Below are 20,524 nucleotides of genomic sequence, written 5' to 3'. Positions count from 1 at the left end.
TGCTGGCGACGTGGCGCCAGCAGGGACGCAATCCCTACGACGAACTCAAGCGAGTTTCCCGAGACAACGAGATGATTTCACGAGCTCAGGCTGTGCCGGCCGTTGAATCTTCGGGGTAAACACGTACGGTGAGCCAATAGATGGAGTGACTGTTCAATGACGTGCTGTTCCGGAACACGCTCCTCATCGTACATACCTTTCAAAATCAACCGGAGCCGGTCAGCGGTACCTTCTTCTGGATCTGCTCGTTGAAGTGCTTCCATCACGGCAAGCAAGTCCTCAGTACCACCAAGTCGAGTCCGTAGTTCATCATCGATCTGATCAAGTCGGTCATCTTGGAACGCACCCGGTTCGGTGAGATGCGTTGAGAGTGCTTCCGGCGGAATCCCATAGGCATCACGCCGCTCTAAGAGCGCCTGGAGGTGATCGGTTGCAAGGAGGACGATTCCTTGTCGGTCCGCATCTTCAATTGCTGCCGGGGTGAAGCCAGGTGCAACAACAATCGCTTGGTCGGCTGAGTGTCGCTCTTTATGCCCCTGAATTCGTGTTGCGTCCGGTGAGGCCAACGTCCCACTGCTTCGCGCCTTCACCTCGATGACCGCGTGAATTGGAGCCGTGATTTCAACGTCCGTATCATCTCCACCTTCAATCCATCGCGCTTCAAACCCTAACCGAGAGAACGCCTTGGCGACCAGCTCTTCCAACTCCTCATATTGGTCACCATCCCGACTCGCCGCAACAATACGCTCTCCCAGATCTAGTTCTTGTCCCTCTTCAGACTCCTCCTGCGACGGCTCCTCATCGAACTCATGAACCCGGACACCGCTCCCCGTCAACTCATTAATCGCGGTTTCAACGGACTCATACGCATCCTCTATGTCGCGGATACGCGAATCCGACACACGACTGAACCCCTGCGGGATATAATTGTCTTGGTACCCCGCAAGCTCGTTGAATGACTCAACATCCACATCAATCTCCTCCACACCAGTCAGGAACACCAAATACCGCCACGGACTTTCAGGATCCCACGGATTTCCTTCAGTACGCCAGAGATGCTCCGCCAAGTCAAGATCATCACGGGTCCGAACCACCGTTGCCTGCGCGATGTACCGTCCACCTCGGTAGATTAACGCGATGTCCCCGCCCTCCACGAATTGCCATTTGGAATCAACTGTTGTCCCCCAGAGATGTACCTTTCCAGTCTCTGAATCCGTCACAGCATCAATTTCGGCGTCAGAAAGATACCCTTCAAACTCTGCCGGGTCATGCCCTCCCTTCACAGACTGCAGATAATCCTGAAAGGCGTCCTCACGTCCAGCTGTAATAATGGCAATCCCCGTCATTCGTACGTAAGTGAACAACTACCCGGTCAGGAGAAAAATCATTGGGATAGATAGGAATTCTATCGGTTACTCTGTGGTTTGGATTTCGGTAGGAATGTCGGAATTGCTCATTCCTGAAGTATCGGACTCGGGGCGGAATCCACAACAAACATGCTACTGTCCGACGCGCATTATGTCTAGAAGGTCTGTTAGGATGGGCACACTTGTTATCGACATTGAAACCGCGAGCCCGTTCGAAGAGCCACCCGACAACTCGAACGACACTCAGTATTTTGAATTCTTCGTCGTCAGCCTCGCATACGCTGACGACCTGAACGACAGACCAGAAACCGAGGTGTTGTTTCGGAGCGGCGACTGGGATGACCAGTATACGATTGACCTCTACGAGCGCCTCTTCGAGTGGTGTGGCGACCGCAGCATAGATCGCCTCCTCACGTACAACGGCACCTGGTTCGACGGCACGCACTTGCTGAACTGGGCCCGCGACATCGACGATAGTGCTGACCGAGACTTCTTGACACGCACAGAGACCTTGTTCGAGAACCACATTGATGTCGCGCTCGCGGCCGCCGACGAGTACGAAGCCGAACTCTGGGACGACCAACACATCCTTCCTGACTGGAAGGTCTACGATCTTGCTGAGATCGACAACGACAGTGTCTGGTACGACGACTATGACTTCCCCACCAACTATCTCTCTGGAATAGACGGCAAAGCTGTCCAGGGCAAGCACATCGGGAAAGTCCTTGGCGACAAATACGTGCAAAACGTCGAAGCTGGCATCGAGCACACCAGCGTCCACCGCGAACTCACACAACTCCTCAAAGACTACTGCATTAGCGACGTCGCGGATCTCATCAACCTTTACACCACACTCGGTGGTCTCAGCCTCGACGATACCTACCGCCGCACCGCCACTGACATCGCATGACGTTTATTCTTCCCGTTAGCCTAATTCCCTGGACAACCGGATAGTTTTGAACTGAGGGTGATCTCAGTCCGCTTTTTCACTCAGCTCGGGGGCTGCTGAAATCCGATCAAGGAGTCTATCTGCGGCCGTTGCTGCTGTAGACGGTTCGAGACCGTACTGACAGTACGTGTCGACCACTGTTGACCGGATCTGTTCGTCCGGTCGCGTTGGGCGCGGATCGAGATAGTTCTTATCGCGGAAGTACTCTCGCAGCTCCTCGATTTTGTCTTGGCGGAAGTGGCTGACATCCGGTAAACTGTCAAGAATCTCCTCGGGATCCCCGTCGACATTCTCTGCCAGTTCACTCACCTTGTCGATGAACCTATTGCTGACAGCACCGCTGGCTTCTAAGACAGCGCGGTCAACCGCCTTACCACGCCCGACTGTATACGCCTCGACGAACGATTCTAGTGCCGCACCGTGTCGGCGGACTTGCTCCCGGGTCGACTGCGACAGAAGGCCATCAACGGCCCCGACCTCTAGTAACGACCGGAGATGCCCCCAGCGTTCGATACCTGCTGACCGGAGTCGGTACAATACTTCTGGGTCCTCGGTCACGTACCAGAGCGGTGCCGACGCCGCTCCTTGTCGTGGGTCGAACGTGGGAACATCCAGTCGCTCACGGTACGACCGGTGATCGTCCTCGTCCGGGGCTGGGACGTTGATCGAACCGGCGGTTTCAACTGCCGGCGGCTCCGCGACAGGGTCGTGGCCGTCGCTCGCCGTCAACTGCTGGAGACTGTACTCGACATCCGACTCTTCAAGACGAGTCTCCCACCGTGCCCGTTCGTCATGCCGGGCCGTGAAGTAGAATACTTGCCGGCCTGCCCGGGCCAGGTCAACCACGGTATCAAGGACCGTTTCGGCTCGTTGGTCATCGAACGGCGCTAATGTCTCGTCAAGCAGCAGCGGGGGCGCAGTCTCCTGCTCTCTATGTTCGACGAAAGCGACCCGAACTGCCAGCAGGACCTGTACGCGCGTCCCACTCGACAAATCGTTCAAGTCAACGCGCCGCTGTTCACCCGTATCGTACGCTCTGAAGGTACCGTCATCGAGTCTGAGCTCAAACTGCCCGTCAGTAATCCGCCGCAAGAGATCATCCGCCCGCTGAAATACCGGCTCCTGATTGCTTGTAACCGTCTCGGCCTCGACGAACCCAAGGAGTGTGTCTGTGACCGCGTCGGCCACGTCTGTTTCGAGCGCTTCTTCAAGAGCTCTCAAGGCTTCATCCCGTCTTTGAACAGCGTCAGCAATCTCCGTCGACGCCTTCGCATCCTCGATTTCCTTCTCCAGCGTCGTTTTCTCCTGTAACAACTCGTCGTACTGGTTCGCAATCTCCCGTTTTTCGTCTAACTCTCTTTCTAAGTCGTCCCTGTCTCGCTCTTCGATCTCTTCCTCGTAAGCATCGTGCTCACGAAGGTCTGAACGGCGATTCTCAAGTGTAGTCTCCGCAGTACCTTTCGCCTCAACGGCTGCTTCGTACTCCGAGTATTGCTCACACAGCGCTGCAAGCCGCTCCCGGTCGCCAGGCTCCAAGCCACGCTCGGTGAATAACTCCTCTCGGTCGGCCCTGTACCGGTCGAGTTCCTCGTGGGCCGCAGCGACACTCCCATCGACCTCTGCGAGTCGCTGCGTCGCATTCTCGTAGTCGCGCTGTCGCTGTTCGAGACTCTCAACAGCAGCCGTCGCATCCGCACTCGTTTTGACCGTGTAGGAGTACGCGTCAGTCGTGTAGGGGTCAATCGTCGCGCAGAACTGCTCCCGATACGTCTCGACCTGATCGTTGACTTCCTGTAGTGCCGCCTGTTTCCCGGCGACAGTCTCGTCAGCAGCCTGCCAGCGCTCAACACGCTCGACCGTTACTGCCAGTTCAATATCGTCGTTGACCTCGGTACCGAACCGGTCCCGAAGGCGCTCACGCGCCGTCTCCAGTTCATCTCTGACGTCATCGATATCGAACTGTGCACGGAGCTCATCCCGTTTCTGCGCCTCCTCCTCGTCCACTTCGATGACCCGCAGTCGCTCACGAAGATCAGCCACCCGGTCCCTGACCTCGTCAGGTTCCCAGGCAACAGGCTCCGAGAGCCCAGTCTGCCGGAACGTCTCCGCATGGGTCGCCCTGGCAGTATTGTCAGTTCCAGTATCGTCACTCCTCGCGGAGAGCACCGCGTAGCCAGCGAGACCGAGTCCGAGGAGTGTCAGCAGGCCACCAGCCAGATTGACTGTGAGCGCGATCACGACGCCTGACAGCGCCGTCAAGATCCCTGCTGTAATGGCCGCTACTACAGGGCCTCGACTACCCGAGTCGTCAGTAGCTTGTTCTGGCGGGGCTGCGAGCCAATTCTCAAGCGCATTCCGCCCGCTTTCGAGCGTTCCACGTTCCGCTGATTCCTTCGACTCCCCGGCGAGCCACTCATCGATAGCAGCCTCGACCTGTCCCTTCCCATCGACTTCCGCTACCTTCGAAACGAACGAACGAAGCTCAGTAAGATCGTCCGTGTCGACCTCGCGGAGTGTCTCATCGTCAAGGTCCAGGGGAATCTTCTCCCGTACCTCACTGCGCTTGGCTTCTGCATCAGCTACTTCACGCTGCAACCGATCACGATCATCTTCAGCATCATCGAGTTCATCCCGGTACCCTCGAAGCGTCTGCAACACCCCATCGGCAACCCCCTCCTCAGGCAGTTCCGTGCCAGCCAGTTTGTCCGCGGCCTCACGGTATTTCACCGCGGCCTCCTGCTCTACGCGCTTCTGTTGCCCTATCTGCTCGTCAAGATCGTCGAGCTGGTCCAGTTCATCACCATCGAACGACGCCAACTCATCCGGGAACGATGTTACCTCATCGACCCGCTGGTCATAGGCATCCTGCGCCTTCCGGTACTCAATCGCCGTCTCAAGCAGATCAACGCGCTCACTCGCATCGGCGGCGGCCACGAGGTCCCCTTCGAGTTGACTGAGACGAGTCTGTTCTGCCTCCAAATCCGGCGCGTCCCGCCGCAGTTCCTCGACCTTATCGATAGCTGCCGCCGCCTCTTTCGTGGCACTAATTCCTCGCGTGGCAGGGCTAGCCCCGTCAGTAAGACCGAACTCGTTACGGACTGCGTCGATATTGAATCCGCCAGTCGACTCGCGCTGAATGACGCTTGCAAACTCGCCGTCGTCCGTTTCTTCTTGCAGCATGTCGTGCAACGACAATGCGTACCGACGACCACCATCCAGCGACGGCACCGGAATCGCGTCAGCGGGTTCGCCATCACGAAAGTGCTCGCTGACGCCACCGTGTAGTTCGATCCGCCGCGACTCCCCATCGTAGGTGAGCTCAGTCCGAACAGTCGCCGAGGACGGGGCCTCATCGGGCCACAACGACCAGCGGATCGCCTCCGCAAGCGTTGATTTACCAGCCGCATTCGCGCCATACACAACATTGACTCCCGGCGAAAACTCGTCAAGCGAGAAGCCAGCCGACTCAAACCCCGGCGCACGGTCAAGAGTAACAGCGTTAACAGCAACAGGAGTCTCTCGTCCTTCACCTGTGCCACGGTCGATATCGGGCTGGTCAGCGTCAGTCTGGACCGGCTCACTCATCTGTGGGCACCCCCTGCTGCTCAACGAACGCGTCGGCGAGTTGCCGAGCCTGTCGGCGGAGTGCCTCCTTTGTTTCAGCTTCCGTCGGGCGAGTGTACGTCTCGTCGTGGCTCTTGAGTTCCCGATACGCGTTCGAGTCGTGGGTCTCGCGGACACTCATGTGAGCGGCCTCAATGACATCTCGGTACGGGTCCAGCGGTTCGTCACCGTCGAGTGAGCGTAGCAACCCGGCCAAGTACCCAATCGGGTCATCGTCGCCAGCACGATCAGCGAGACTGATCGACGGTTTCGTGTCGATAGTCACGTCGATAACACGCACGGCCGTCCCGCCGTCCGTGATTTCAATCTGTTCAAGCTCTCCACGTCGGCTGCGTAGATCAGTGTGCGCGTCCGTTCGTCCCGAAACCGTTACTGTGACGGCGAGGAGCTCGGTTTCGGGGCCGCACTTCGGGGCCGTCTCACGTAACTTCTCGTGGGTGGCATCGACGATGTCGTGGAACCCCTGATCAGGGTCCGTTGAGACGTCTACCTCCTCGTACTGCAGTGTCGCTGACCTGAGCGGCTCTGTCTCTACTGTCCCGTCAGTCTCGACCGAGACGAGCCACGCACCATGACTGTCCGTCTCGCTCGGATCCAACGGTTGTAGCGATCCCGGATAGAGGACTGTCGGATTCTCGTGGCGGGGCCCCGGGACGTGGAGGTGGCCAAGAACCCACGCAGCGTGCCCACTCGTCGCCAAGTCGTCTACGGCAACCGGTGCATACCGATCCTCACCACTAACGTCTGCGTGGACGACGCCGAGGCGCGGCACCCCATCGTCGGCCAGGTCGTACGTAGCTAATGGACTCTCGTGGTGGTACCGGCTTGGGAACGACCACCCGTCGACGTGGAGGGACGGGTCACCGTTGGCGTCGGTGAGGGCTGTTCGCTCCCAGGAGCCATTCCCGCCGAGCAACTGGAGATTATCGATTGCCTCAGCCAAGTCCGGGAGCACGTCGGCGTCGTGGTTACCAGCGACAGCAACGAGTGGAATACCAGCCTCCGCAAGCGTGGTCGCCACGGACTCAACGGCACCGAACGCCTCCGCGTACCTGTTTTCTTGGTCAACAAGGTCACCCGCAACAACGACCGCATTCACTCCCTGAGTAACAGCCGATTCCGTGAGATCTGCCCAGATCGTCCGGGGAGAAAAATCGGCCGGATCGAATCTATCAGGAAGCCGGCTTGGACGACGCCCAATATGAATATCAGCTACACACAGAACCTCTACTGGTGCCATCTGATAATCACATCAGAAGAGATTAACATAAGCCCAGCGGTCAAATTGAGAACAGTCGAGGAATTCTCGGTAAACTTCCCCGTCCTAAGCCAGACACGCTGCGTACGAGCGAGATTCCGTTCAGCTGCAAGCTCACTCACACCCCTCAAGCGCCGCGTAGTGTTTCGCAACACACTGCGGCTTCAAACCATCATCCGGAATCGAGATCCGATCCCCCTGTACGGTCAATAATCGTCTGTTGGAGCACATCACTCTGCTTGTGAGGAGTCATCCATTGGTGGCCGCAAGTCACGCCACCGGAAGTCGACTATCTCACCTGAATCAAACGCGACCCGGTAGAGCTGCGCATCCCGCTCGTCAGCGGTAACAGAATCCGCATCATCACTCAGTACTGCAACGACCTGCCCGTGTTCCCCGTGATACCCCTCATGATCGAGATCTGTCTCATCAGGAATGTCGATTCTGACTCGATCTCCCTTAGAGAAGCGCTGCATTATGGACTCAGACGGCAGTGATGGTTATCAGCACTTGGGTATCGATAAGATCCCGTGTCACAAAGACAGTATTAATCAAACCAAACGCTGAGTTTGAGAAGTAGCGAAACAAGCTGAGTTAGGATAAGTTTACTGCTGTCAGCGTAACCTACATTACCCGGTAGAAGTTACCATACCGGAAGGAACTCCTCTCGGGATATACTATGGGACGTAACATTGACGATCTCGTGGATGACCGGGCACTAGGCATCCAGTCTACGGGTGAACTCTATCACGATGAATTTCTACTCAAGCGGCCTAAAACGGAGTGGTCTCCATATATTGACGAGACGGCGAAGGATCTTCGAGCAGGTATCCAGATCAGCGATCTCGCTCTCTCAAAAGATGATTTCGGTCGGGAATTAGGAACCTATTACCGCCGTGGATTGAAGAAAACGGCCGGGCGGTACGCTGACCTGCCTGCGGTGTTGGAGGAGAAAGTTAGTGATGAGAAACTCGGACTTCTTGCGTACCAGCTCAATGAACTCAGTTACGACATTTCGACGACTGACCTCGGTATCGATGATGTGGAAAAAGCTACTGAGGCAGTCATTGAGAAGATTCTCACGCGACATGTCGGAGAGGATCTGAGCGTCTCGTTCGATTTGTCCGGTGTAACGGTTTCCGACATCACGACGCAACTATTCAACAACGAGGCTATCGCATCGAACGTCGATCTACTGTTAACTGAATTCGAGAACAGCGCATCACAGGGGCTCCTATCTCTGTTGGATAAACCCCAGATGATGACGCCACTATGGGCACACCAGCGGGATGCGCTCCAAAAGTGGTGGGAACACGACCAGCGTGGCTACGTGGACATGGCGACAGCCACCGGGAAAACCGTTCTCGGACTCAGCGCAATTGCACTTCAGTACGGCGAGCTCCACCCGGACGATCAGTCCATCGGTGGATTAACTGACACCACTGATTCGAGCGGCAGCGACGATGTGCTCATCGTCGCTCACAGTGACCTGATCCTCGAACAGTGGCGGCGAGAGTTCGAAAGACATCTCAATATCCCACAAGAGCGAACGACGGGAAGCGACGACATCACGCTCGAATGGGGAACGATTCATTTCCGAACGCCGCAGTCTCTCGTCAACGAAGACCGAGTCGCGTACGACCTGGTCCTTCTTGACGAAGCCCATCACTACGCAACTGGTAGTGAGTGGGGGGCACTTCTCGACGAATTTGACGGCGATGTCCTGGCAATGTCCGGGTCCGTCGACGACGCTGGAAGCGACAGTGAGCGCATCAAGGAACGCCTTTCGAATAGTATCGGTCCTGAGATCAAACGGTACACAATCACGGACGCGAGAGCAGATGGCGTTATCCCGTCGTTTGATTGGGAAGTCCACTATGCGCCCTACGACGTCGTCGGAGATGACTTAGAGAAAACCGCAACGCGTGCTGAACGATCTTTCCGTGAGTTCCGGAACCGTCTCACACAGGGCGAATTGACCCTCGATACAGAACGCCGGCTCAGGACGTACGAAGACGTCCGTCGGTTCTCCCACACGAAGGAAGGGAACACGCTCAAACAACAGGATGAGGACTTCCGTGATCTCGTCACTCGATTGTTCTCGCGGCGAACGAAGCAGTGGAACCTGTCGCCAGTGTTGGACGCAGTGGTAGATCTCGTTATCGAACACCACACGACAGAGAAAGTCGTCGTTCTCGCAGATAGCAACGCACAAGTCGAGGAATTAGAATCCCGCCTCGATGACGTAGTCGCCAATCCGTCGTCCGTGTATCTCGTCTCGGGTTCCCAGAGCCGTGAGAAACAGCGAGAAACTATCGATGAATTCGACGAGCCGGAAAGTGCGGGGATTCTCATCGGAACCGGTGACCTGCTCGGCGAAGGCGTCGACATGCAGCACGCGTCGGTAGCGATCAATATGGCTACCGGCGGCGTCAATCAGGAACTCGTTCAGCGCATCGGGCGTGTGCTCCGGAATCCGGCCGACACTCCAAAGCATGCGATGTTCTACAACGTCGTCGGTGTCCCCCCGACGGAAGCTGCAGCGGTTCCGCGGGAAGATGGCAAACAACTCATTGAGCAGGCGGCAGGGTTCTGCTCTCTTGGACGGCGTTTCAACAAGCTACCAGGATTTGCGACCTCAACATCGCTGGACGGCGACGTTGCCGAGACGCTGCTGGGTGAGGGAGAACAGTTCATCGACTCACTCGACGCGGACGGGGACTACGACTGGAACAAAGAGATCATTAACCAAACTGATCTCACCGCCCTCTACAAGGTTGTTCAAAACAACAAGGGAGATCTGGAGACGATTCTGGGTGAGTGGGAAGAGTACTCGTGGGAGCACAGCGAGGAACTCGACGAAGAAACGGATGTGGTTGACTCGGACGAATCGAGCGACGCTCCTGATGCTGAGGAAGACGCGCCGAGTTCTGTGACGGATGACGAGGAGACGTTGACTGTGACAAAGCGGGACCGTATTGGAGATCTCGTTCGCCTCCAACCTACTAAGAACGCAACGCTCCAGGATCGATGGGAGCTGGCGTCTGGCAGTGATGTTCACGAGTACCTACAGACTGAACTCGCAGACTATCACTTCCGTGATGGTGATAGTCTCATCTGGGCGAGTGACGATGCCGAAGCCCTCGTGAATGGTGACGCGTCGGATCGGGGGAAAACATTGGAGTTAGAGGACAGTTCCGATCCCGGTACAGAATCGACCCAGGGTCCGCATCGGAATACCGAGTCTGAAAAACCCAGTGCTGAAACGATTGAAGATTACTTTGACAGCGTTGGGGCTCCCAATCAAGCGAAAGAACAATCCCTCGAAGCAGCAGCCCACGGATTTGAGCGAGTTGAACAACTCCTCGATGCGTATCACCATGGGAACTTATCGATTGCGCCTGATCAATCTGGTGTCGATACGTTAGCGGGCAAAATACAGGATACACTCCAAAAAACACAATCGACGATAGCCGATATTGTCGGCGACCACAACGGAACAAGTGTCGCGGAGCCAAGTCTCAAATCCATCATTGAACTGGGACAGCGCAACCGCTCGCAGATTGAGGAGACAATTGCACTCCGGGATGGAGAAGTCAAGCTGACGCTCGAAACAGACGACTCAGTGGACGATCCGCAATCCGGTGAGGGAACCACACAGTCGAAGTTTGGAACTGAATCAGACACAACACGCGATCCAGAGCAAGAGGACCCCACCGAGAGTGAATTACTTGATGAAATTCGTCGTCTGCGGACCACTCTCGGCGACGTTCCTACGAAAATTGAGCTGGCGAACCAAGGGGACTATTCTATTAGCCAATACGAGAACACCTTCGGCTCGTGGTCCGATGCGGTTCGAGAAGCAGGGTACGATCCGCAAGGTTCCAAGCAGCGCAAGTACACTCGTGACGATGTCGTCGCTGGTCTCCGTGATGTCGCATCGACCCTCAACAAACCCCCGTCAGTAAACGATATCAACGAGCACGCACCGTTCAGCGCAACCGTCGTGTACAACTACTTCGACTCGATTGGTGAAGCGCGGCGCGCTGCGGGTGTCGATCAAGTGGACGACCGTGAGGACGCGACGACCGATCAAGTGGACAGTCCCTCAGTCGCACCGAATGAACTCGCCGAATACTACGAACTCTTCCGGACTTTCGCATCGCTCCTCGAACGCCTGATTGAATCCGACCAGACCGCGTATCGCGCCGGTGGCGACCATCCGATAAACCAGTGGCGAGCCGAGGTCAACGACATCGTATTCGGCAGCGGGCCGACTGAGGACAGCCCGAATTACGGCGAACAACAGGGATCTCGCAATCTGCACACGATGTCGGAGTACCGCGAAGCCTTCGGTAACGGCGAGACAGTAACGCAGTACCAGGCTGTCCAAGCCGAGCAACTGAGCGGCGACGATGCCGCGGTGCTCATCGAACAGCAAGTCATCGACCCCGACGAACACGTCTCCCTCCCAGTCGCACCCGACTCCGGTATCCCACTTCCTCTTGCCGTCTCTTCAGAAGAAGAGTTAGACGAGGCTTCAGCGCTGCTCCAAGAGTTCCCTCCAGAACCCGATCCTGCCGGAGAGCAGTCCAGTGTACAGTCACCGTCCACCACTAGCGAAGAGGAAACCTCGCCTGAAGCAACTGGAACCGGTGAAACTGACGAACCCACTTCAGAACACGACAAACACGACGAAGACTCAGAGCCAGGTGCTGAAACTGGCGGTGGCACGGTGGAACAAACCTTCTTCTGGGATCGAGACGCCGAGTCGATAACAGAGTTCGAAGATGACGAATCGGTCGGTGACTCGTCTCCCACGAACGGCGACGAACTAGACAGCAAGATCGACGAGTGGAAGTCCCAGTTACTCGATCTCACCCGGCGGAACAAGCTCGTCTCGTTCAAGCCGACGAAAACCAAGTCCCTCCCATTCGAGGAGACGGACCCGACCACTATCGCCGCAGAAATCGACGACGACGGAGAGCTCTACCTCCGAAAACAACCGACAGACGATACCGAAGACGAACAACCAGACCTCGCGTCGAACGAACTCCTGCCAACTCGGTCACCAACTGAAGCGGCGAACTCGCTGTCCCAGATCGAGCGCAGAAATAAGCAATACCTCCGAGAGCGCGGGGTGGATTCGCTGTACCTGTCGCTCGGAATGCTACGTTGGTTCAGTGTTGACCACACTGACGACGCAAACCGCTCACCACTGTTCCTCGCGCCCGTTGAACTGGAAGAAAAAACGATTCAGGACGGCGAGAAACACGATTACGTTCTCAATCCGAAAGCAGAAGGACTCCGGTTGAACCCCGCCTTGCGAAAGAAGCTTGCGGCCGAACGGGACATTAGCCTCCCAGCAGACACTGCCCTCTCGCTGACGGAGATTGATGCTGCCTTCGAGACAGTGTACGAGACGCTACGTGGCTTCGACCGGTGGGCGGTTCAACCGGATGTCGTTCTAGGTATCTTCGATTTCACGAAATTCAGTCTCTACACCGACCTAGAACGCAATAGAACGACCATCAAGAACAATCCAATCATCCAAGCGCTCAACGGCAATATGGAGCCGATACGAGAAGCCGAAGGTGACATCACGACGCCAGCAGCGTCGGAACTCGACGACGTCGTCGATCCCATCGACACCTACCAAGTTCTTGATGCCGACTCCAGTCAACAGGAAGCAATCGAAGCCGCGAAACGCGGGAAAAGCTTCGTTCTCCAAGGCCCACCCGGAACCGGGAAGAGCCAGACGATCTCGAACATCATCGCGGAGAAACTCGCTGCCGGCGAGCGCGTCCTGTTCGTGAGCGAAAAACAGGCAGCACTCGACGTGGTGAAAAACCGGCTTGATGAAGTCGGACTCGGGCGGTTCTGTCTCGAAGTTCACGGGGAGAAAGCAACCAATACGGACGTGCTCGGAAGCATCGAAACTGAACTGAAAGCGCCACAGATCAAGCCCGCAGACGACCGCGCAAAACGACTGCGGAAACTCCGAGAACGGCGAGAGACGATCAACCAGTACGGCCAGCACCTGTTCTTCTCTCCGACGGGGTGGGATCTGACGGCGTACCAAGCGTTCGGCATCGTGAGCAACCATACGGACGTACCACGGATTGACATCGGCATCACGGAGCCACTATCCGTGGGACAGGAAACCCTGGAAACCGCCGTTGACGAACTAGAGACGCTGGCACGCTTCGACGACGAACTCGACACGTACAAAACGAGCCCGTGGCGACGCACGACGCTCCGCCAGTGGGGCGTCGATACAGGCGATTCGATGCGCGACACATTAGACCAGCAGCTCGAAGCCATCGAGACACTACAAACGGTTGCGGACGACGTCGAGTCCGAACTAGGCGTCCGCCCAACTTCACTCGCGGACCTCCGCGAGGTCCGTCAATTGTTACAGCACGTCTCGAACCGACCGGAGATCGCGTGGCAAGAGGCGTTCTTCGACGGATCGTTCGGACAGGAAGGTAGTCGGTTCGATGAACTCGCCGACCTCGAACAAGAGCGTGATTCGCTCATCGACGACCTCTCGGAGCATTACCAGCGGAGCTTCTTCTCCGCCAACGGTGCAAAACTCAATAACGAACTCGCGGCACACGGGATGTTGAAGGCTCTCAAGCCGAGCTACCGATCACTTAAACGAAAAATAACGAATCACGCCCAGGACGGCTACGATCCGGGTCACGACCAGTTACTCGAAGACACACGCAAGCTCGCGGAAATCCAGCGCATCGAGGATCGAAGAGAGGACTTCCGCGGCGTCATCGAACGCCTGGGACCGTTGTACCAAGGCGGTGACACAGATTGGGATACCCTCACCCAAGCACAAGACTGGGTCGCCGCCCTCAACGACTACGACGCTGCCTACACCGAACCGATCACCACGGCGCTTATCGACGGCTCACTTCCGTCCGTCGACCAGTTGTTAGACCGGGTGCAAGACGCGCTCTCGGACTACGACGACGCAGCCGCGTTCTTCCATGAGGCGATGAATGTCAGCCAGATTCGCGTCAACAGCACGTCGTTCCGACACGTATCGTTCCCTGCTCTGTCGGAGACGCTGCAAGACCTCCGCGAGGAAGTCCCGGCCTTGCAGCGCCGCGTCCAGTTCGAATCACAACTCGATACCGTGCGTGACACGATCTGTGATGATTACGTCGAACAGTTCCTCCGAGGGGACTACGACCCCGAGCAGCTCGTGCCTGCTTTCGAGAAACGGTTCTACACGAAGTGGCTCAACAGCGTCTACGAACAAACGGAACTCGGGTCGTTCAACGCCGACGAAATGGAACGGTATGTTGAGGACTTCCGCAAGCTGGATCAGGAACAGCAGGAGCTCGCTAAAATCGAGGTCCAACACGAAGTCACCAAACACCGCCCATCGTTGGACTTAGAACACGCGTCTAGTTCAGAGCAAGTGCTCGTCCGTCGAGAGACCGAGAAGCAACGCCGACACAAACCGCTGCGTGAGCTGTTCGACGAAGCCGGCTCGTTCATCACGCAGCTGACGCCGTGCTTCATGATGAGTCCGCTGTCGGTCGCCCAGTACCTCAAAGCGGACTCGATTCAGTTCGATGCTGTCGTGTTCGACGAGGCATCACAGATTATGCCGCAAGATGCCGTGAGTAGCCTCATCCGTGCCGACCAAGCAGTGATCGCGGGCGACACGAAACAGCTCCCACCAACGTCGTTCTTCCAGTCCGACGTGGAAACGACGGAAGATGTCCGGGAGGACCTCGACAGCATTCTAGAGGAAACCGCGTCGGTGCTCCCGGAGAAAAACCTCCGCTGGCACTACCGGAGCCGTACCGAGGAGCTCATCCAGTTCTCAAATCACCACTACTACAACAACAGCCTCCGGACATTCCCGGAGAACGACCCTGACGTCGAAACCGGCGTCTCATTCGAATACGTCGAAGACGGCGTCTACGACCGCGGCGGCTCACGGCAAAACGAGGTCGAAGCCGAACGCGTCATCGACCTGATCGAAGACCACGCAGAGGAACGCAGCGACAAGAGCCTCGGCGTCGTCGCCTTCAGCAGCGCCCAAGAACAAGCAATCCGTGACGCCCTCGCCGAGCGACGCGAAGAGAACCCCGTACTTGACGCGTTCGTCAGTCAAGACGATGTGCTCGACGAGTTCTTCATCAAGAACCTCGAAATGGTCCAAGGCGACGAACGCGACCGGATGATATTCAGCGTCGGGTACGGCCCCGCACAGGACGGCACGATCTCGACGAACTTCGGCCCAATCAACAAAAGCGGCGGTGAACGCCGACTCAACGTCGCCGTGACGCGCGCCAAAGAACAAGTCACAGTCGTGTGCTCGATGCTCCCCGGGGACATCGACCTGTCCGGGTCGAACAGTACTGGCGCGCAACACTTCAAAAACTACCTCGAATACGCACGGAAAGGCGAACAGGTGCTCACTCGGAACGACCACGTTACCGACACGCTCGATTTCGACTCCCACTTCGAGGAAGCAGTGTACGACGCCCTCGAAGCCGAAGGCCACGACGTCGTCACCCAAGTCCAAAGCTCCGGGTACAGCATCGACCTCGCTATCAAACACCCAGAGCAGCCCGGGAAATTCATCCTCGGCATCGAATGCGACGGAGCAGCGTACCACTCCTCGAAAACAGCACGCGACCGAGACCGCACCCGGCAGATGGTACTCGAAAACCTCGGGTGGACGATCCACCGTATCTGGTCCCCTGACTGGGCCTCGAATCGGGAACAAGAAACCAAGAAGATCAACGACCGGGTTGAGGAACTCCTTGACGGCCAGCCGGATCACTCAGACGACCCTGCCATCCCCTCGTATGAGCCTGAAATCATTGAGCGTGGCTCCAAGCGAGACCACGACGAAATCCGTGAGTACGAAGAACCATCACTGGAATGGGATGAGCGATATGACGCCGACAAACAGGGAATGGACCAAGCGAATCGGAATTCGATTCGTGATACAATCGTTCAGAACGGCCCGATCAAGTACGATACCGCCATACAGACCTACCTCAATGTCTGGGGCCAGTCACGGGCAGGGAAGAAAGTGCAACGGATTTTCAGAACCCGGCTCGACGAACTCAAGGAACGGGGCAAGGTGTACGAACACGGGGAGTTCCTATGGCCACCGCTCGATGAACTGGCCTTCGACATCCGAATTAACACGGATACAGCTACCCGGACAATCGACGAAATCCCGCTCGAAGAGATTGCGAAAGCAATCACCCTCATCTTACGGGAAGGCGGTAACATCAAGGAAGACGATCTCATACTTGAGACGACGCGATTGTTCGGCTACCAACGCCGCGGGAACCGCATTCAAACCCGGGTTCAAGACGCACTCTCCCTGCTCGAAGAGCACGACCTCATAACGACGGGTGAGCGTATCTCACTACACACCTCAAACGATCCGGCCACGACTCTCCTAGCTCGCATCTACCCGTCAATCTCCACCTCAGACTCGACTGAAGTGCCGTCAACGGCGGATGCAGCCGACGACGCCCCTGATCGACCCACCGATGACTCGTTCCCCTTCCTTGACTACGACCGGTCACAGTGGAAAGTGCCCTGCCCGTACTGCGAATCGCAAATTCATAACACACGAGATGCGTTTGTCACGCACTGGATACAGGCAGACCAGTGTGACGGTCCCGACACAACGCCGCCAACAGACCTCCGACAACTAACCAACTCAGCGTGGGACGAAATCGTTACAACGGTCGAATCACACACCACTGACCAGCAAAACCACACCGAAGAGGACGCTCCGGAAACAAGCGAGACACGAGACGAGCAGGCACCTGCCCTCGATAACGATCTCGACATTCAGAACTTTGATGGGACATACCCGTGGCTCTGTTTCCCGGACAAAGGCTGGAAAGTCCCGTGCCCGTACTGCGATGAGAAAATCTTCAACAGCGAGGACGCGTTCAAGAACCACTGGCAGGATTCCCAGCAGTGTCCAGCCGATAGCCAAACAATCGACAAGATCTCTGAACAGGCGGAATCCGACTCCACACCGACGCCCGAGCAAACGGCGCGTAACACACCACGGTCCCGCTCCCGTTCCCCGGCGGAAATCGTAAGTCAGGCGCGAGGCTCGTTCTCCGAGAACATCTTGACACAGACCGATGGGCGACTCGTCGAGCAACGACTCGCCGATTACCTCCATCCGGACGAGTACTTAGCGTACGTCTTCTGGCACCAGTACAAAGGCCTCCGGATCACGTCCCCTGACGGGACAGAAGAGACGCCCCATCACGCAACATCGAAAGGGTCTCGATTTCTGCTGATCACTGACCAACGCATCTGCTACGTGGCTGGCCACGACGACTGCGATGAGGCTCGTACCTTCGAATACAGCCAGATGACGAGTGTGGAAGCAACGAATAACGTTATGACTCAATGGCTCACGTTCACTATGACTGACGGAACAACATACCGGTTCGCCGAAACTGGTACGCACGCCACCGACATCGACGATGCCGCAGAGTACGTCCAATCAAAACTCACACAGCGTCAGTCGTCCGAACCTACCGTCAATCAGCCAACACCCGATACTGACCGCTTCAACAAACTCACTACCCTGTTCGAACAGCACCTCAACCGCGATGATCACGCGGACCACTGGATAAACCTCAAATTCGAGAACGACGGGAAAACCGACGCCCACTATCAGTATCTCAACGGTGCACATAACCTGACGCGACTTACCCCCACGCAAAAAGAAGCGCTCGAAGACGCAGTAGACCAGTACGGACTTACCATCGAGTCCGAGGGCGATACCTACATGACCGTGACAAGTGGCACGCAGCAACCAGACATCGAGGTGAATCTGTGTCTTAGTCTCCTTCGCGCCGTGTACAACACGACGATTGAAGACGTGACACAGGCCGCGGAACACGACGACGGGTTCGGCGCATGGTAACCAACGGAGCACAGTAGCAATGCCTCACAAAATACAAGGAGACACATACTGACTGCGCTCGGTGTCGGAGCCGCAACACTCCACTTCCCAACGACTGCCGCCGGACAAACAGGCTCGTCCGAATCCTGGCCGGGCTTCGCGTATGATGCAGCGAATACCGGATACGCACCCAAGAACACAGGATGCTTCTCCGCTCTTGCTCAGTTCTTAATCTACCTCACGAGGAGTACCATTTTCCGTACCGGAGTTGGAGGTACAGTGTGTCCGGATTCTAATTATGGCTGAAAAGAAAACTATCGAAGTTAGCGCAGACGTGTTCGAAAAACTCGCCCAAGACAAAGGGAAACGAACGTGGGACCAACAATTAGAGCTGATGCACGAGATGGCCTACGGGACTGACTACGTGCGGTCCCCGAAGCTACAAGATTTCAACGGCGGCGGTCCAGGCGGCGTCGTCGGCAAAGTCCGAACTCCGTCCGATGGCGACCTTGAACTCGTTCTACGACTTCCGAACGGAACACCGACAGCGATAGCCAACTTCGACGAGCTTGCACCGAACGAAGAGGTGACTATCGAGGTCCCGAAAGGCGAAGTAGTCGAAGAATAGAACGAATCACAGACAATTTCGGTGTTTCTCCCTTCATCGCCCGCCCCTTCCCCTTCACAAACGACCCCACAACCCTCGATATCAGCCTGCTGAGAAAGCCCACCTCGAATCGGGTCAAACATGTCGCTAGCCCCGTTCTGCGACGGACAAGTACAACGCGTAATTACCAGTCAATTCCCCTGTATCCCGGTCTTCAGTCCGTTGAAGATTAATTTCAAGCCGTGTCTCTTCTCCTTCGAACTCTAGTAGCGGTTTGAACAGACTTCCGACTGCTTCAACGAACTCAGGGGACCCCGTAACTCGAATGTCGGATATCTCGGTCGGGTATTTACTCCCGGTGAAGTCGTTAGGTTTCTCAACGACTGACTCTCGAATCTCCTGTTCAGAAGCCTCATCTAGACCGCTCAGCCAGTCGATTGCGTGTCGCTTCACTACGTGCCCAGAATCGGTCGTGGGGAGTTGCTCTAACTGACTCACACAACCAGATTGCGCGTGATGGTATTTGAACCTCAGCGCGGTGGAAGCCGATCTACTCTTCGCCTTTCAGGTACATCCCCGCGACGACGTGCGGAGGCTCTTCCTGTTCCTCCGCCCATTCCTGCCGTTCTTCATACTTCTCTTGCAGATTGTACCGAGAGATGATCTCCCGAACAGCCGTCACCAGCTCTTCACCAGTGACTTCCTCGTTACGGAGGTCTCTGAACTCGTCAAGGATCTGATCTGCCGATACAGTCTCAACGATATCTTGGAACTGTGCCAGCGTCTGCTGTTGATCAGTGTTTTCTACAGACGACGCGACCTCTCCGAGTTCGTCAACCACATAATCTCGGTCGATACTCGCACCTTGTCGGGCCTCTCGCTGGAACTGACGGCGCTTACCCATGTCATCGCCGAACTCCGTCCGTGCCACCTGTACAGCACGTTCGTATCGACTATCGAACGTCTCTGCGTCAACAGACGCGACTGGCTCATCGACGGGGCACGTGATGGTCTCGACGATAGTGTCCTTCTCTTGTGTTGCGAGTTCCTGACCTCCTTCGCTTGGGAAGGTTACGAGGTACGGGGTCGTGTAGTCTCCTTGTCGATAGACAATGACGACGCCGTCGTATTCTCGATCCCATTCCATCGCACTCCGAATACCGTCGCGGTCATCCAACCAACTGAGGAGATCCGGGTACTCCTGTTTGAGATCCTGAAGGCTACTCGCGGGGCCGATGAGATCGTCGCTCCCGATTATCTCGTTCACGTCGTCTTCGACCTTCTCAATGTCCTCTTCAGCGTAGATATCCTCCATGTACGACCGGTTCACGTTGTCCTCCGGACTCAGGATCTCCCCGTCTTCACCGAGAACACTACTGATCTCTTGGACCCGAGACTCAACACGGTCAACGATGCCGAGTTCCTCTTCAAGTTCCGTTTCTGGCAGGAAGTTGAGCGCGTAGATGTCGTCGTGCCCACTCCCGAGGCGATCAACACGACCGATTCGCTGAATTAGACGGAGGGGATTCCAATGGAGGTCGTAATTGATGACTAAATTTGCATCCTGAAGATTGACCCCTTCACCGGCCACGTCGGTCGCAAAAAGGACATCAATCTCGTCACTCGGGTCGATTTCGTCCCGCGCATCGTTTGCCTCGGGGAGCGTGTCATAGAATCCATCTCATAGCTTCTCACAGCCCGGATCGTTTCCTCGTTCGAAGTTGGTGATTGCAACGACGAGCCGCAGACACAACGCAAGGAACACTTCTGTTCGTGCGTGGACGCG

9 protein-coding genes and 1 pseudogene are annotated in these 20,524 nt (G+C 56.4%); 3 read left to right on the top strand and 7 right to left on the bottom strand.

The genetic code is table 11. The annotated features are described in order from the left end of the window. Nucleotides 1–77 precede the first annotated feature (77 nt). Nucleotides 78–1,346 carry a restriction endonuclease gene (locus tag D1409_RS24060; protein WP_206425183.1) on the bottom strand — a complete coding sequence of 423 codons (1,269 nt, stop codon included), beginning with the start codon at nucleotides 1,344–1,346 and terminating at the stop codon, nucleotides 78–80. Nucleotides 1,347–1,539: 193 nt separating this feature from the next. Between D1409_RS24060 and D1409_RS24055 the strand changes: the two genes are divergently transcribed. Then, on the top strand, nucleotides 1,540–2,277 hold the full coding sequence (locus tag D1409_RS24055; protein WP_123539496.1) for a hypothetical protein: 738 nt from the start codon (nucleotides 1,540–1,542) through the stop codon (nucleotides 2,275–2,277). A 63-nt stretch (nucleotides 2,278–2,340) separates the two neighbouring features. Here D1409_RS24055 and D1409_RS24050 read toward each other — a convergent pair whose 3' ends face one another. The 3 genes from D1409_RS24050 to D1409_RS24040 form a co-directional block, all read right to left on the bottom strand. After that, complete coding sequence (locus D1409_RS24050) at nucleotides 2,341–5,901, bottom strand: AAA family ATPase (RefSeq protein ID WP_123539495.1); 3,561 nt, start codon at nucleotides 5,899–5,901, stop codon at nucleotides 2,341–2,343. Next, entirely contained in the window at nucleotides 5,894–7,180 is a 1,287-nt protein-coding gene (locus tag D1409_RS24045; RefSeq protein ID WP_123539494.1) for a metallophosphoesterase family protein, read from the bottom strand. The genes D1409_RS24050 and D1409_RS24045 overlap by 8 nt, the downstream gene beginning before the upstream one ends. A gap of 248 nt (nucleotides 7,181–7,428) precedes the next feature. After that, nucleotides 7,429–7,674, bottom strand: coding sequence for a hypothetical protein (locus D1409_RS24040; protein ID WP_123539493.1), 246 nt, complete (start codon nucleotides 7,672–7,674; stop codon nucleotides 7,429–7,431). A 227-nt stretch (nucleotides 7,675–7,901) separates the two neighbouring features. Here D1409_RS24040 and D1409_RS24035 point away from each other — a divergent pair, with 227 nt between their 5' ends. Together D1409_RS24035 and D1409_RS24030 are read left to right on the top strand one after the other, a co-directional pair. Further along, the gene (locus tag D1409_RS24035; RefSeq protein ID WP_164471898.1) at nucleotides 7,902–18,152 is read left to right on the top strand and encodes a DUF5797 family protein; all 10,251 of its coding nucleotides are present in this window, start codon (nucleotides 7,902–7,904) and stop codon (nucleotides 18,150–18,152) included. 277 nt (nucleotides 18,153–18,429) lie between these two features. Beyond that, nucleotides 18,430–18,759: a hypothetical protein gene (locus tag D1409_RS24030; protein ID WP_123539491.1), complete on the top strand. Its 330-nt coding sequence runs from the start codon at nucleotides 18,430–18,432 to the stop codon at nucleotides 18,757–18,759. Nucleotides 18,760–18,885: 126 nt separating this feature from the next. Here D1409_RS24030 and D1409_RS24025 read toward each other — a convergent pair whose 3' ends face one another. From D1409_RS24025 to D1409_RS24015, 3 genes and pseudogenes are all read right to left on the bottom strand, one after another. Continuing rightward, nucleotides 18,886–19,236 carry a hypothetical protein gene (locus tag D1409_RS24025; protein WP_123539490.1) on the bottom strand — a complete coding sequence of 117 codons (351 nt, stop codon included), beginning with the start codon at nucleotides 19,234–19,236 and terminating at the stop codon, nucleotides 18,886–18,888. Between the two features lie 52 nt (nucleotides 19,237–19,288). Next, nucleotides 19,289–20,353 carry a C-terminal helicase domain-containing protein gene (locus tag D1409_RS24020; RefSeq protein ID WP_268895838.1) on the bottom strand — a complete coding sequence of 355 codons (1,065 nt, stop codon included), beginning with the start codon at nucleotides 20,351–20,353 and terminating at the stop codon, nucleotides 19,289–19,291. Nucleotides 20,354–20,419: 66 nt separating this feature from the next. Next, a pseudogene (locus D1409_RS24015) lies at nucleotides 20,420–20,524 on the bottom strand (IS5/IS1182 family transposase); the annotation flags it as partial.

This window comes from Halosimplex salinum (assembly GCF_003730195.1).
GTDB classification, from domain to species: domain Archaea; phylum Halobacteriota; class Halobacteria; order Halobacteriales; family Haloarculaceae; genus Halosimplex; species Halosimplex salinum.
The sequence above is the reverse complement of the archived record's forward strand: the minus strand, read 5'-3'. Positions and strand labels throughout refer to the sequence as shown.

Bases quoted from the DNA above. Each gene is read 5' to 3' on its own strand.
- D1409_RS24060 (WP_206425183.1), bottom strand. From the start codon at position 1,346: ATGACGGGGATTGCCATTATTACAGCTGGACGTGAGGACGCCTTTCAG.
- D1409_RS24055 (WP_123539496.1), top strand. From the start codon at position 1,540: ATGGGCACACTTGTTATCGACATTGAAACCGCGAGCCCGTTCGAAGAG.
- D1409_RS24050 (WP_123539495.1), bottom strand. From the start codon at position 5,901: ATGAGTGAGCCGGTCCAGACTGACGCTGACCAGCCCGATATCGACCGT.
- D1409_RS24045 (WP_123539494.1), bottom strand. From the start codon at position 7,180: ATGGCACCAGTAGAGGTTCTGTGTGTAGCTGATATTCATATTGGGCGT.
- D1409_RS24040 (WP_123539493.1), bottom strand. From the start codon at position 7,674: ATGCAGCGCTTCTCTAAGGGAGATCGAGTCAGAATCGACATTCCTGAT.
- D1409_RS24030 (WP_123539491.1), top strand. From the start codon at position 18,430: ATGGCTGAAAAGAAAACTATCGAAGTTAGCGCAGACGTGTTCGAAAAA.